We start from the raw sequence: 13336 nt of genomic DNA on the forward strand, positions 1-13336 counted from the left end.
GGGATTATTTCAATCGGTGAAGGTCTTTGATGATAATTTCCTTTCTGGAATAATGTAAGACTCCTTCGTTTTCCCATTCATTGAAAAATTGGGTGGTGGTCTGTCGGGCTGCGCAGATAATCTGAGCGATGTCTTTATGCGTGAGATAATTAGTCAGCTTGATTCCCTTTTCCATTTTTTCTCCTTCGGATTCAGCCCATTCTTTCAGAAAGAAGACCAGCCTGTCCTTGGCTTTCAGGAAAAATAAGTTGGAATACCTGTTCTGAATCTTTTTCAGACGTAAACCTACCAACTTGGTATAGCTTAACGCCATCTGGGGAAACTCCAGGAGGAGTCGCTCAAAATCACTTTTGGAAAAACGGCAAAGGACAACCTTGTCGGTAAGTACCTGGGCATATTCATAGGTATTGGATTTGCCTCCGGATGATTCCAATTCTCCGAAAAGTTCGCCTTGTTTGATGATGTCCACGATCAATTCGTTTCCTTCTTCATCCACTTGCACCACCTTCAGATTTCCTTTTTTAAGCAAATAAATGTAGTGCTGTCCGGGTTGGACAAATTCCAAAACCTCACCTTTTTGGGCTTTTTTGAAATTTGCCAAAATACACAGCTGACGGATTTGCTCTTGATTCAAAAACCAAAACAGCTGATGATTCTTAATGTGCCAGTATTTAACTTCCTCGATGACCACTGGATTTTTGGAGCTTGGAATACCTTTTTAAATTACGGATTAATTCCAGGATTCCTGGGTAAGCACTTGTTTTTCTGAGATTTATCCTTGCGATCGCAGCCATATATCCGATATGGTTGATCAACTCTTCAATAGCCTCCAAATAGGTGAAGTGGGAAGAGTAAAGATGAATAGGTTCGGAATTGGCCCCATTGATTTCCAAGACCTTAATCTGCTCAGGATGGGCGAGGTCAGCCAATTCCTGTACTTTTACATCCAGTCTGCCGTAGTAAAAACCATCCAAAGGAGCACAGATTTGCTCAAAACTTTGGATGATTTCAGGACTGATCCATTCGCGTTGATCAACAAAGGCAGCTCCCCGGCAATGATTGCCATAGTCACTGAGTTTTTGGATTTGTCCTTTTTCAGGTACATATTCCAGCAAGTCCGACGGAATTTCATGAAGGTAGCGACTTGCTCGGGGATGATTTTTGCAGAGTTCGATTACCTTAGAATGACCATCACCAAGTACCTGAAGCGGGATTTTAGCAGTTATCGAACTGATTTGGAGTTTCCCGGTTTTAGGATCTTTCAGGACAAATACCCCATACTCTTGATGAAGGGAGATGCTTTCCTGAAGAAGTAGCGTTTCATTGGCAAAGTGATCCAGATAGGCGGCCAATTCTTTCGGGCTATTTAGTTTACTTACTCCTCGACCACGCTCGCCCAGGTCGGGTTTCGCAAATAAGGGGAAATCCATGTTCAAGGATTTGAGTTGAGCCAGTATGGAATCCTCCGGGGTATTGGGTTTCAGGATCAGAGTTTGAGGACGATTGGAAGGAGCTAGTTTTTCCATGATTTCCGACTTGGAATACATGAATAGTCCACCAAATGCCATGCTTGGGTTTACCGCTGAGAAAAAGTTGAGCCTGCCCAGACGTAAAGCCCAAAAAAGAGCAATCAATACCATAGGGATCTGCAAGGTCCAAGAAGGAAGAAACTCGAAAGAATTGACTTCCCGGGTTGGATCTACCAAAGTGGCTTGTGACTTTGCTTCTTTTTGCAAAATAGACTTCAAATTCTAGCGTACCTTATTTCTTTTTTACCTCAGTCCAGTTTTTATCAGCTTTTTGAATCATGGTATCCCTTTCTTTGAGCCAATCCGCCTGAACACTCTTGTTGTAATTTAAATACAGTTTTCCATTTACTATGCTCCAGGCCTCAGGAGATATCTTGGCCTTGTATCCACCCGCAACCCCAAAAGCGCAGTATCCCCCATATTGAGGAAGATAGTCATTTGGCGATTTGAGAAACAAGTCCATGTTTTCTTTGGAGGAAAAATACCATTCGACTCCTCCGTAGCTGGCTTTGAATTCTGCATTTCCCAACACAGGTTTTCCCAATTTGAAATAGCCAACTGGATCGTATCCAGAGATCGCTTTACCGTTTTGGCTGTTGATTTCGGATTTTTGAGCATATGCACCATGGAGTACTCCGGCCAGAAGTAGGATCAGAAAAGAAAGGTGTAAAGACTTCATAGACTTTTTGTTTGGGTGGAAAGATTGGATTTAGGCGGAATGGTCAGGGAGAGAGCGAATTTTTCTTGAGCTGATAAGCAAGGGAAATCCCATATCCCGGCGCATTCAATATATTTTGTCCTTTGAAAGGTTTGTTGATAAAAACAGTGATGCCCATGGCTTTGGTGAAAAAATAGCCCAGTTCGAAAGTAGGCAAAAGCATTTCCAAATTGTTGGAAAAAATCCCATTGGAAACGTTCTCGGCATTTCCGTTTTGGAAGGATTGAATGCCTTGTAAGTGAGCGGCAGCCAAAAAGGGGTGTTTGAAATACCCCAAATCAAAACCGTATCTAAATTCGTCTGAGAAATCCCGGGTTCTGTTGTTGAGTCCCAAATAGGCAGAAAAGAAGACTGAAAATGGGGTGGAGAAACTCACATCGGTCCTCAACAATTGATTGAATTCGCTGTCTCCGGTCTGTAAAATTCCACTCATTCCCTTTCCTGTTTGTCCGGTGGGAATCCCCAGCATCAACGTTCCTGACCAAACAACAGGTTTGTTCTGGATCAATCCTACTTTGATTCCCAGATCCATATCACCAATACTTCCATAGGAATCACCGGGGATTCGATTTCCGCTTTGTCTGAACCGGAGTTCATTCAGCGTATTTCCAACCCACACCGGTGCATAGACTATTCCGGTAAGTCGGTTGGTAAAACCATATTCTCCGTACAGGTACAGTGAACTGATTCCGGTGGTCGTGATGGGAACTTGGCTACCATCAGGAGCGTAGTAAGAATCTGATATGATCTGACTGAAACCGATCTTAAAAAAGCCTTCCCCAGATGGCTGACTCCATCCTTGGGAAAGCGCCGATTGACCTGACCACATTAAAAGAATCAGAATGGATAGGGTTCTGGACATGTTAATTTTTCAGTTGGGCAAATCCAAAAGTGACGGAAGCCGGTTTGCAAAGAATGATCACATGGCTATAATCAGTGATACTGAGTTGGGGGAATCGACTGCTGAGGTCGAAGGTATGAGCTCCGTTGGTTTTGATTTCAGCGATTTCGAGACCTTCGGTCCTGACTGTCTGCCCATTGGTAGAATTTGCCAAATAGACATAGGTGCCCAATGCAAAACTGGTTTCAAAATCATTTTCCAAGCGTAGAATTAATTTCCCGTTTTCACGGGACAGGACAGCAGTGCCTTTAGCCCGATAGCCTCCGGCTGGGACGAAGGTGCCACTCACCCGGTCGGTTTCTACCGTAAACTGAATCACATTACTTTTTACCCCGGAAACTTTGGCATGAATATCCACTTTTCCAAAAGCTTTGGCCGTGACCCTTCCTTCGGAATTCACTTCAGCAATGGAAGAATTTTCTGAAAACCATTCCACTTCCGTAGCTGAAACGGGTGTCCCATCAATGCTACTGGCTTCTAAAGAAAGTGGGGTTTGTTCTCCGGGTCTCAGTCTCGACTTCTCGGCCGTGATTTTGACCAAAGCGACCTGAGTACCATCTCGGACCACATTGAAGCGAAGAGATGTAGAGGCTTCATTTCGATAGTTGATAGTGATGACCCCGGTCCCGGTACCTATTGCTTTGACCAAGCCTGAAGCGCTCACTTCCAGGATAGTTGGATGAAGAGATGAGTAAGAAAAGTCCACTTTGCGGGCTACTCCATATTGATCGTAGTATTCTGGGGTTATTTGAAAGGATTCCCCAGTCTTCAAGGCTACAATGTCATTAGGCAATGATATGAGCGGCTCCACCATGGGGTCATCCAAATAGTCAATTCCGATACAGCCATTCATAAGGCAGGTCAAAACCACTAAAAAACATCGAAAGCAGAGTCGGACCATAGGAAATCGAATTTGAAGACCTAAGATCCGAGCTCCATTCATCTCCAATTGTCATTGGGCTGACATATCAGCTGACATATCATGGAAATGGCTTGAATCTCTATCTCTAAGACGCTAGGAAAAAGTTCACTAAATCATAAGTAGCTCTTTTTTTCACAAATTCGGCTAATTTATTCCAGCTACATCCTCCTAATCTTTATTCAGATTAAATGCTATTCCAGATAGACGAATATTTTCATGATTTAGGGCTGGATGCTTCAAATATGCGCTGAACAAGGGAGCAGTAAAGGGCAAATCCCAATAAGCGATTAAAGAAAGATAGGATTCAATCTGATTCCTCTTGGAGGTTAGTGTTGTATTTGAATCTTATTGAATAAGAGATATTTAGGCGGTGTAAGAAGCGGCAAATTTTCGCATCTCTTCAATCAAGGGTAGGGCAGACCTTCCTTTTTCTGTAAGTGCATATTCTACTCTAGGGGGAACTTCTCCAAAATTTTTTCGGTCGACGAGATCACTTTCTACCAGGGTTTTAAGTTCTTGAATCAGTATTTTTTCACTGATATCAGGAATGGACTTTCGGAGAATACTCAGCCTTAACGGACCATTGGTCAATTGAAACAGGATTAATAATTTCCATTTTCCACCTACTAATTCCAAAGTGGTACGGATCGGACATCGGGGTGTTATTTCAATTGAATTCATACTTACAAAAAGGTTAGTACCATATTATTTCTACTGTGCTCCAAATCTAGATACTTTTGAAGAAAAAGGCATAAAAATGAAGACAATTGCATTGATTGGGGCAACTGGAAGAACCGGACAACTATTTCTGGAAAAGGCTTTGTCTGCAGGCTATGCAGTAAAAGCCTTGGTCAGAGCCCCAGAAAAACTAAAACTGAGGCATCCGAAATTAAACCTAATTGAGGGGAGTGTGCTTAATGAGGAAACAGTTGAGTTGGTAGTTCAAAATACTGATATCGTGGTCAGTCTTTTCGGACACGTCAAAGGATCACCAGACGGCTTACAAACTCAAGGGACTAAACTCATCATTAAGGCGATGAAAGCCCACGGAATTCGGCGAATCATTTCCCTCTCCGGAGGTGGATTACCCTATCCTGAAAAGGATCAACCAAAATTTGCCGATAAGTTGATCCGGTTCATCATGGGGATAGCAGTTCCAAAAATCCTTAAGGATGCAAAGGACCATCATCTCATCCTGGAAAAAAGCGGTTTGGACTGGATCATTGTAAGAGGTCCACGTCTGACAGATGAACCTGAAAAAGGAAACTACCGCGTGGGTTGGGTTGGGGTCAATGCAAGCACAAAAATCGGTAGAGCTGATCTGGCAGATTTTATTCTAAGGCAGTTAGAGGATAAGACGTATATCCGACAAATGCCATTTGTGAGTTATTGAGTGGATTTGAATCCTTGCCTTTTTTGAAATAGGTGCTGGTTAAAGAATTGGAGGCCTGGGATAAACTCCTTACCGCCAAGAGTCAGGGAGTTCCAATCATCCAACCCATTAATCAGAGAGGCTTGGAACTATTTTACAATTGCTGATGATCATGAACATTTATTTTTTGTCTTGACGGTGACAATCCTGAGTAGAGTCAGCTTTTAGCTTTATGACAGTTGTAACTAAAACAAACAAATCATGGGAAATTTAAAATTATTAGTTGTTGGCATATTGGTTGTCTGTGCTGCAATTCTGAACAATTCAAATCTTTATGCCCAAGGAAATGTGAAGGGCGTCACGGTCATTGAGTTAGCTCAAACTCCCGGGGAGTTCAATACCAAAGAATTAACGCTTAAACCCGGGCAGTACCAATTTAAAGTGAAGAACCAAAACGTGGATAAAGATCTTGGGTTTGTGATCCAAAAGGCAGCGGATAAAAATGTGGATGTAATGAAATCCGCAGTTCCCAACTCCTTTACCACAGAATTAATAAAGAAGGGGGAAACAAAAATGACCGGCGTGGTCACCTTGGAAAAGGGGGAGTATGTCTATTCCTGTCCATTGAATCCAACACCACATTATAAAATCACGGTGAAATAAGAATCCAGGAGCATCTTTCAATTGCCTGATTGAAAGGTGCTGTTGTATTTTCTGGCTCCTGTTTTATAAAACTGATTTTTGATCATTTGAAATTGATTTTTCAATCAAGCCTGTGGATAGTGAAGGTATTGGGGGAGGGTTTTTTAAATGAAATTCTAATACTCTCATTTTTTATTTTTCCTGTTTTGAAACTGCCACAAGAAAACTTATCGGCCTAAGACTTTCTGGGGTAATTGGTCAAGCTGAACTGAAATTTTTAATCCAAAAGACGGGGGAATTCAACGGTTTACAACTATGGCTTAATCCAATGGTAGTTTACTTTTCCAATGGAAGATGGAGGTAATTGCCAAAATCCAGTTTAAGATTTTCTATTTAAAACGCCTCCCCAAAAGTCAGGTAAAACCGCAAATCTTCTCCCGGAGAATGCGCCAAATCCAGGCGGAGGTTGAGCTTTTCCCGCTTGCTTAGCTGAAATCTCCCTCCCAATCCATAAGTTGCCTTTGTGTTTTTTGCCCGAAAAGGACGGTTATTGGAATAGGTGTTTCCCAGTCCTGCAAACCCCACGGCACCCCATCTAGGCAAAATTTTCCAACGGTATTCCCCTTGAAGAATGGCCATATTATTGTCACGAAACTTTCCTTCAAATAAGCCCCTCATCAGGCGGTTTCCTCCCATTTGGGAAAGCGAGAAAAATGGTGGTTCTCCAACCTGAATTTCAGAATAGGCTTGCCAGACCAAAAGGTGTTTTTCGTTTAGGGGTGTGACTTTTCTCAGGTCCACTGCCCATCTCCAATACCGGAAATCACTTCCCAATTCTCTTCCGAAATACTGAATACTGCTTTCTGCATAGGTTCCGGTAGTAGGGTACAGCTGGCTGTCCCGATTGTCAAAGTAAACCATAGGCCCAAATCCACTGACTCTTCCCCCCTGGTCTCCCGTAAAATTTCCTGACTCCAACAACCCCATTGGCTCGGTTTTTTTAATCAAAAAGTCATCGTAGTGGTGCCGGAATCCCGCATAGAAATTATCCGAAATCTGTCTCAGGTAATCAAAACGCAGTCTGGGTAACTTGGCTTCAAAGGATTCTTTGTCCGATTCCCTGACTCCATTGCCTGTGCCATAGAAGAAAAAAACATAGTCAAACCAACCTATTTCACCTGAGAATCGGTTCTTGTTTTCGGAGGTAAAAATCCTCCAACTCCCGAAGGACAGGATCTGATCGAAAAGGGTATAGGCAAACCCTAAAGCTACTTGACTTTCAAAAGTTTTTGAATGCTGATCACCTAATTTGAAATTGCTGATCGCGCCTGCCCCAAAGGCCCAACTTGTCTCCGGGGTGAAATAAAGCACAGGAAGCGCGGCAAATGTGGGCTTTTGGGAGAGACTGTCTGATTGGGCAAGGACTGATTGTAGGGAAAGTAAAACAAACGAAGCCCAGATAAAATACTTCGATATTCTCATAGTTTCTATAGACGGAAATGAGATCCTGATTTTTAAAGGAATGAAATGAAGCTTTAATCTTTTGTCGTGCCTGCGACTATTTTAACGAAACCTACGATTGAAAGGAGGCTACCGGTTGTGATACTTTCGTGAACTTTACTGGTTATTTTTATTCGAAAAGAATCCCCAGATATGAAAAAAGTCTTGGTTGTGGAAGACGATGCGAATATCAGCAACCTGATCCAAATCCATCTTGATGATCTTGGATATCAGATTCAGGTGTCTAATCACGGTGGAAAGGGGTATGACCTTGCCTATTCCGGATCATTTGATTTGATCATTTTAGACATCATGCTTCCCGAACTGGATGGGCTTATGATTTGTCAAAAGCTTCGGGCTTTGGGCAACTTTACCCCCATTTTAATGATCACTGCAAAGTCCGAGGAAATCGATAAGGTCATGGGTTTGGAATCGGGTGCCGATGATTACATCACCAAACCTTTTAAAATCAGAGAATTCATAGCCAGAGTAAAAGCAATTATGCGGCGTCAAGATCAATTTCTCTCTCTAAGTCACAATAACCATCAGGCCATACACTTTGAAGGGCTGGATATCGATGAAAAGAGAAGAAAAGTTCTTTTGTTTCAAAAACGGATTGATTTGACACCAAAGGAATTCGACTTACTGATTTTGCTGGCTAAAAATCCGGGAAGAAGTTACAGTCGGTCGGAGTTGCTGGAATATATCTGGGGGTATGATTTCAATGGATACGAACATACTGTTAACGCACATATCAACCGACTAAGGGCTAAAATAGAGACCGATGCCAATAACCCGAGATTCATTCTTACCACCTGGGGCATCGGATACCGATTTAATGATGACTTGTAATTTTATATACCCATACTGAGACGATGAAGAGTTTATACTGGAGGATCACACTGGCTTTTACAGGAGTGATGATGTTGGTGGGTTTTGCTTACATGATGATCACGACGCTTGCTTCCAAAAACTACTTCCTTGAAACCACGCAAAGATTGAACGCATCAGTAGCAGAGTACCTAATCAAAGAGGCACCTCCCTTCAAAGAGGGAAGGGTAGATGAGGAGGCTTTAGGTGTGATCATGCATTCTATGATGGCAGTAAATCCCGGCATTGAAGTATACCTTTTGGACCCCGAGGGAGAGATTTTATCTTTTGTGGTTTTGGACTCCAAAGTCAAATTGAGCCGGATCGATATCGATCCCGTTAGGGAGTTTATCGATACCCATGGTGCCAAATTTATTTTAGGCGAAGATCCAAGAGGAAACGGTCTAAAGACCATTTTTTCTGCTACGGAAGTCAGGGAAGAAGGTGAATTACAGGGCTATGTATACATTACCCTAGTCAGTGAGAAGTTTGAAGCGGTGGCCTCTGGACTTCTTGGAAGTTACTGGATGAAGCTTACCTTGGAGTCCTTTCTGATCACAATGATTGTTGCCATTTCGATCGGATTCATTTTAACTGCAATGCTTACAAAAAATTTAAGAGAAGTCGTCAGGACTGTAAGCAAATTTAAAGACGGTGATCTAAATGCGAGAATTCCTGATCTAAAAACCAGGTCAGAATTAGCGGTCCTAGCTTCAACATTCAATCAAATGGCAGATAATATCCTAAACCATATGGAGGAACTTCAAAAAGTTGATGGATTGAGAAGGGAATTGATAGCCAATGTATCCCATGATCTTAGAAATCCACTTGCGGTAATCAACGGGTATGTGGAAACCATGTTGATCAAAGGGGATAAAATCTCCAAATCAGAAAGGGAACAGTACCTCAAAATAATCAATGACTCCTCTGACAAGCTTACCAAATTGGTTTCGGACTTATTTGAACTATCCAAACTCGAATCCGGGCAAATGCTGTTAAACAGGGAACCGTTTAGAATTCAAGAATTGCTTTTTGATGCTTGTCTTAAGTATGAATTGCTTGCAAAAGCAAAGAAAATTGACCTAGTAGCTGATATCTCTCCATCCCTCCCTGTAGTGGAGGCAGACCTGTACCTTTTGGATCGGGTGATTCAGAATCTAATAGATAATGCGGTCAAATATTCACCTGAAAACGGGAAGATTATCCTCAGAGCATTTTATTGTCAGGATACGTTTAAAGTTTGCGTCAGCATCAAAAATACAGGTGTCGGAATCCCCCAAAAGGACCTCAAATCATTATTTGAGCGATACTATATGGTAGATAAGGATAAAAAAGGAATAGAAGGAGCCGGGCTGGGTTTGGCTATTGTCAAAAAAATCCTGGAAGTACATGATTCTCAGATTAAAGTTTTTTCTGATTCTTCTACCTATACTGAATTTGTTTTCGAGCTTGATCCCAAATCTTGAAGATTGCATCAAGCATAAAAAAAAACAGGTATGATTCTCACATTTGGATCATACCTGATGGTTCAATATCAGAATGTTATTGGTTAAAAAAAGGCCAAATTCCGGGGTTTGGTTTGATTGAATTTCTTAGCGAAATGACTTTGGATCGAGGATACTAGATTAAGCTATACCAAATGGAAGGTCGTAGGCCAATCCTTTTATTCCAATAAGGTATTCCCAAAAGGGATCCCGGCCGCTCCACACCAGATGATTCCATGAGTAAATTTTGGATCAAGACTACCTGGCAATTCGAAGAAATGGACCCCCGGCCTATTCGCTAATCCCAATAACATAAAACTTCCACTTTCATTGAGTCGGAGACTGGCCGAGGTGGACAGGTAAACAGTGACAGTACCGGTGGAGAATTTGGTGGTAAAATTTTCACTCAGTCCTATATAATACTTATTGGTTGGTCCTTTCAGAAGTTCCATAGTACCTCGGGTCCCAGCACCGCTTTGGTTGCTTAACGTTCCTCTTTTGAGCACCTCAAGCGGCCCCTCAATTTCGGTAGAAGCATTCATAGGCATTTCTTCCCCCATGTTGTCGCATCCTGCAAATCCCATTAGCAGGGCGAAGAGAATGGGATAAAATTGAATTAACTTTTTCATAATCAGTAAATTTATCGATGAATAAGATTTAGGTTTCTGAATAAAATTCTGTCCCGCCGATAAGATATTAAGTTATTTGTTTTCAGTTGATTCATGATCGTAGTGACTGTCTGTCTACTGCAGTCTGTCAACTGGCCAATATCCTCATGGGAGAGCCATACTTTAAGTAAAGTTTCTTCTCCGAATTTTTGACCGGCTCTCAAAGCCAATTCTCTAAGGGTCTCCTTAATTCGATATTCGGCACTTTTATGAAGCAATCTTTCATACCTTTTTTTCCAAGTCTCAATTTCTTCAAAGATCCTTCTGGTCAATTCCAAAGGGTTTGTCATTCCTTTGATTTCGATCTCTTTTAGATTGAAACTCAGGATTTCAGTTTTTTCTGAAATGGATATTGCCGTACAGGTGAATCTGCTGGATGGGTTAAATACGGAGTCCCATTCTCCAAAAATCTCCCCTTCTGTTTTGATCTCACGGATAAATTGATCCCCTGATTCTGATTCGTGGACGATCTTTACCAATCCTGATTTTACCATAAAAAGCTTGTTTGCTAGAGCCCCCTGTTTAAAAATGCAACTAAATCTTACGAACTGCTGTGGTTCACCAAACATAATTCCGGGTAGATCGAATCCCATGTTTTCTCGACATGGAAATTCCTTGGCCAATGAGTTTTTCATTTAGATTCAGGTTTCAAATGATAAAAATGCCTAGGGTAAAAACTCCTCCCGAGTAGATGTTTTTTCTCTCAAAAAGAAGATCTCCGAAATTCCTAAAATTTAAAGTCAGGTGGGTATTCTTGTGGATCGGGATACTAGCCCCTATGCTATAGCTGGTATACGCTGATCCATCTCCTCTTACAAAATCGGTTACTTCAAGCACCTCCTTCACTGAAGTTAGCCCATTTACGCGACCGGTTAACCACACAGTCTGGGCGATCTTGTACCCAATCTCCGCCCCGATCCCTATTTGATCACTGAATGAAATCCCCTGATAGCTTGTCCTCAGGTTGTAAGCACCGAAGATTGATCCGTAAAATGGGATTTCGCCCAAAGAGAAGGAAGTTGCCAAGGTGGTCCAAACATTGAATTCGCCGTCTCCACTTGGCAGATTGATCTGTTCAAAGTCATTTATTTTACTCTGTGCAAAATTGTTGGCTCTACCGATCGGGATTTCTGGGGCAATGCTTACTGAAAGCGGTAAATACTTTTTCAAAATAGCATGCTTCAATTCCAGCCTTAAGTCTCCTAATCCAGAGACGGTTTCCGTTGTTGAAAATCCGTTGAAATTTCGAATTGGAAAGTTTGCAATTAAAGTGAATCGGTCAGAAACACCGTATTCTCCGTAGAAAACTATGCTTCTCTGTTTGTACTCATTGGTATGGAGGAGTTCCCCTTCGAGGGTATGGTAATTGTCTGAAGCAAAAAAGGAGAAACTGCTCTGAAAGAATCCCTCTCCTTTGGTTTTGGTCCACCCACTCTGTCCTTGGGCATTTACCACACTGCATCCTATGGCAAGGGTCACGATCCATTTTTCCCGAGTCTTTAGCTGAAGTTTAAACATTTCTGATTGCTGGGATGAATGGAGTAAATTATTGCAACCGTGCATTTCCGAAGGGGATACCTACCGAGCCGCACCATAGGATTACATGGGTGAATTTTGCCAGATCTGCATCCGATGGTATTCTAAAGAAATTTTCTCCGGGATTTCTCACAGGACCTACCAAAAGCAAGTTGGGGTTTCCGTTTCCCGGGTCAGGATTGAAGGTACCAGAGGTAGATAAGTATACGGTGACAGTACCTGTAGCAAGCGCTGTACGAAATACACTGTTGAATGCCAAAAATGAAGTGCCTTGGGAATCTATGCCGATAGAGGCTGTACCGGTACTTCCGGCTCCATTTTGATCGACAAAGTTCCCAGATCGTTGTATAGTCAAAGAGCCGTTTGGCAAGGTAGGATCGATTACCTCGGGGGTCTCTTCACCGGAACAGGATACAAATCCGATGATCAACAATAAGAACAGGATTTTTTTCATGGTATGAGAAATTTTGTTTGATCAAAATTCCCCAACGGATATCACAGAAATGTCACGAAAAGTTAAAATTTCGGTGTCATAAACTGCTTAATCTCATCATTCGCTATCCTGTTTAAGTACTAAGATCCCCCTGATTTTCGGCTGTATGGTTCGATTAGGGATCGCATATGCCACGGGTGACCTAAAGTCGATAAAATCAAAAAATCTGTCTTTACAAGTTCATTGGATCTTTGTAGTAAACTGCCTGCAAAGGAAAGTACATACATGTTCTTAATCTTAACTGTTTTTAGAATTGGTGAAACTTCCAAGTTCTTGGATCATAATTTCTTTTTGATTTTACCTGGTGGCCAAAAAAGCTTAAAAAATTTCTCGGAAAGGTTATAATCTTGGACACGTTGACTACATTCTCCGGATCCTTTTGTCAGATGGAATTTAGGTAGAATTGAAATTGCTAAAATTTTAAAAAGGTAATTCTCCAAGTAGGAGCTGTGACTTATTCCGCATGAATTAGCAAAAGACCTGGTCAACTCTTACACACTCTTATTGGTAAGGGGTAATTAGTCCTGAAATACGATAAACCGCTTCGCCTCCAGTTTTTTCGGCTTCAACCTATTTTTCAGCAGCTTCAGGTTTCTTTTTTTTTAGGGTTGGGCCACAGCCATCAATTTGGCGTCATCAATCATCTTTTACACTGATGCCGAATATATCCTTACCTCGATTTTTACTCACCTTAAGCGTGC

General features: G+C 41.8%; 15 protein-coding genes. 4 read left to right on the forward strand and 11 right to left on the reverse strand.

Annotation, left to right across the window (positions count from 1 at the left end; genetic code table 11):
- Nucleotides 1-4 precede the first annotated feature (4 nt).
- The 6 genes from CLV31_RS00325 to CLV31_RS00355 all read right to left on the reverse strand — a co-directional run bounded on the left by CLV31_RS00325 (nt 5) and on the right by CLV31_RS00355 (nt 4751).
- Nucleotides 5-601 carry a Crp/Fnr family transcriptional regulator gene (locus tag CLV31_RS00325; protein WP_220084307.1) on the reverse strand — a complete coding sequence of 199 codons (597 nt, stop codon included), beginning with the start codon at nt 599-601 and terminating at the stop codon, nt 5-7.
- A 70-nt stretch (nt 602-671) separates the two neighbouring features.
- The gene (locus tag CLV31_RS00330; RefSeq protein WP_146250838.1) at nt 672-1736 is read right to left on the reverse strand and encodes an ATP-grasp domain-containing protein; all 1065 of its coding nucleotides are present in this window, start codon (nt 1734-1736) and stop codon (nt 672-674) included.
- A gap of 25 nt (nt 1737-1761) precedes the next feature.
- The gene (locus CLV31_RS00340; protein ID WP_111390889.1) at nt 1762-2208 is read right to left on the reverse strand and encodes a YHS domain-containing (seleno)protein; all 447 of its coding nucleotides are present in this window, start codon (nt 2206-2208) and stop codon (nt 1762-1764) included.
- A gap of 43 nt (nt 2209-2251) precedes the next feature.
- Nucleotides 2252-3109 (reverse strand): hypothetical protein, encoded by an 858-nt coding sequence (locus tag CLV31_RS00345; protein ID WP_111390890.1) that lies wholly within the window; start codon nt 3107-3109, stop codon nt 2252-2254.
- 1 nt (nt 3110) lies between these two features.
- Nucleotides 3111-4001: an Ig-like domain-containing protein gene (locus CLV31_RS00350; protein ID WP_181452537.1), complete on the reverse strand. Its 891-nt coding sequence runs from the start codon at nt 3999-4001 to the stop codon at nt 3111-3113.
- 432 nt (nt 4002-4433) lie between these two features.
- Nucleotides 4434-4751 (reverse strand): winged helix-turn-helix transcriptional regulator, encoded by a 318-nt coding sequence (locus tag CLV31_RS00355; protein WP_111390892.1) that lies wholly within the window; start codon nt 4749-4751, stop codon nt 4434-4436.
- A 76-nt stretch (nt 4752-4827) separates the two neighbouring features.
- Between CLV31_RS00355 and CLV31_RS00360 the strand changes: the two genes are divergently transcribed.
- Both CLV31_RS00360 and CLV31_RS00365 read left to right on the forward strand, forming a co-directional pair.
- Nucleotides 4828-5463, forward strand: coding sequence for an NAD(P)-dependent oxidoreductase (locus CLV31_RS00360; RefSeq protein WP_111390893.1), 636 nt, complete (start codon nt 4828-4830; stop codon nt 5461-5463).
- 240 nt (nt 5464-5703) lie between these two features.
- Nucleotides 5704-6105, forward strand: a complete 402-nt coding sequence (locus tag CLV31_RS00365) for a plastocyanin/azurin family copper-binding protein (protein WP_111390894.1) — start codon at nt 5704-5706, stop codon at nt 6103-6105.
- 372 nt (nt 6106-6477) lie between these two features.
- Here CLV31_RS00365 and CLV31_RS00375 read toward each other — a convergent pair whose 3' ends face one another.
- Entirely contained in the window at nt 6478-7566 is a 1089-nt protein-coding gene (locus tag CLV31_RS00375) for a BamA/TamA family outer membrane protein (protein ID WP_111390896.1), read from the reverse strand.
- A 171-nt stretch (nt 7567-7737) separates the two neighbouring features.
- Here CLV31_RS00375 and CLV31_RS00380 point away from each other — a divergent pair, with 171 nt between their 5' ends.
- Together CLV31_RS00380 and CLV31_RS00385 are read left to right on the forward strand one after the other, a co-directional pair.
- Nucleotides 7738-8436: a response regulator transcription factor gene (locus CLV31_RS00380; RefSeq protein WP_111390897.1), complete on the forward strand. Its 699-nt coding sequence runs from the start codon at nt 7738-7740 to the stop codon at nt 8434-8436.
- Nucleotides 8437-8459: 23 nt separating this feature from the next.
- Nucleotides 8460-9920 carry a sensor histidine kinase gene (locus tag CLV31_RS00385; protein ID WP_111390898.1) on the forward strand — a complete coding sequence of 487 codons (1461 nt, stop codon included), beginning with the start codon at nt 8460-8462 and terminating at the stop codon, nt 9918-9920.
- Nucleotides 9921-10117: 197 nt separating this feature from the next.
- On the opposite strand, the gene CLV31_RS00390 is transcribed toward CLV31_RS00385, so the two are convergent.
- Genes CLV31_RS00390 through CLV31_RS00405 form a run of 4 tightly spaced genes read right to left on the reverse strand, consistent with a single transcriptional unit; the run spans nt 10118 to nt 12596 of the window.
- Complete coding sequence (locus tag CLV31_RS00390) at nt 10118-10567, reverse strand: hypothetical protein (RefSeq protein ID WP_111390899.1); 450 nt, start codon at nt 10565-10567, stop codon at nt 10118-10120.
- A gap of 11 nt (nt 10568-10578) precedes the next feature.
- Nucleotides 10579-11241 (reverse strand): Crp/Fnr family transcriptional regulator, encoded by a 663-nt coding sequence (locus CLV31_RS00395; RefSeq protein ID WP_111390900.1) that lies wholly within the window; start codon nt 11239-11241, stop codon nt 10579-10581.
- 13 nt (nt 11242-11254) lie between these two features.
- Entirely contained in the window at nt 11255-12124 is an 870-nt protein-coding gene (locus CLV31_RS00400; RefSeq protein ID WP_111390901.1) for a hypothetical protein, read from the reverse strand.
- A 28-nt stretch (nt 12125-12152) separates the two neighbouring features.
- Entirely contained in the window at nt 12153-12596 is a 444-nt protein-coding gene (locus CLV31_RS00405; RefSeq protein ID WP_111390902.1) for a DM13 domain-containing protein, read from the reverse strand.
- Nucleotides 12597-13336 lie beyond the last annotated feature (740 nt).

Source organism: Algoriphagus aquaeductus, assembly GCF_003253485.1.
Lineage (GTDB): Bacteria > Bacteroidota > Bacteroidia > Cytophagales > Cyclobacteriaceae > Algoriphagus > Algoriphagus aquaeductus.

Coding starts and splice junctions, on each gene's coding strand:
- CLV31_RS00340 (WP_111390889.1), bottom strand. CDS start 2,208: ATGAAGTCTTTACACCTTTCTTTTCTGATCCTACTTCTGGCCGGAGTA.
- CLV31_RS00375 (WP_111390896.1), bottom strand. CDS start 7,566: ATGAGAATATCGAAGTATTTTATCTGGGCTTCGTTTGTTTTACTTTCC.
- CLV31_RS00400 (WP_111390901.1), bottom strand. CDS start 12,124: ATGTTTAAACTTCAGCTAAAGACTCGGGAAAAATGGATCGTGACCCTT.
- CLV31_RS00395 (WP_111390900.1), bottom strand. CDS start 11,241: ATGAAAAACTCATTGGCCAAGGAATTTCCATGTCGAGAAAACATGGGA.
- CLV31_RS00350 (WP_181452537.1), bottom strand. CDS start 4,001: ATGAATGGCTGTATCGGAATTGACTATTTGGATGACCCCATGGTGGAG.
- CLV31_RS00405 (WP_111390902.1), bottom strand. CDS start 12,596: ATGAAAAAAATCCTGTTCTTATTGTTGATCATCGGATTTGTATCCTGT.
- CLV31_RS00355 (WP_111390892.1), bottom strand. CDS start 4,751: ATGAATTCAATTGAAATAACACCCCGATGTCCGATCCGTACCACTTTG.
- CLV31_RS00390 (WP_111390899.1), bottom strand. CDS start 10,567: ATGAAAAAGTTAATTCAATTTTATCCCATTCTCTTCGCCCTGCTAATG.
- CLV31_RS00360 (WP_111390893.1), top strand. CDS start 4,828: ATGAAGACAATTGCATTGATTGGGGCAACTGGAAGAACCGGACAACTA.
- CLV31_RS00365 (WP_111390894.1), top strand. CDS start 5,704: ATGGGAAATTTAAAATTATTAGTTGTTGGCATATTGGTTGTCTGTGCT.
- CLV31_RS00385 (WP_111390898.1), top strand. CDS start 8,460: ATGAAGAGTTTATACTGGAGGATCACACTGGCTTTTACAGGAGTGATG.
- CLV31_RS00380 (WP_111390897.1), top strand. CDS start 7,738: ATGAAAAAAGTCTTGGTTGTGGAAGACGATGCGAATATCAGCAACCTG.
- CLV31_RS00345 (WP_111390890.1), bottom strand. CDS start 3,109: ATGTCCAGAACCCTATCCATTCTGATTCTTTTAATGTGGTCAGGTCAA.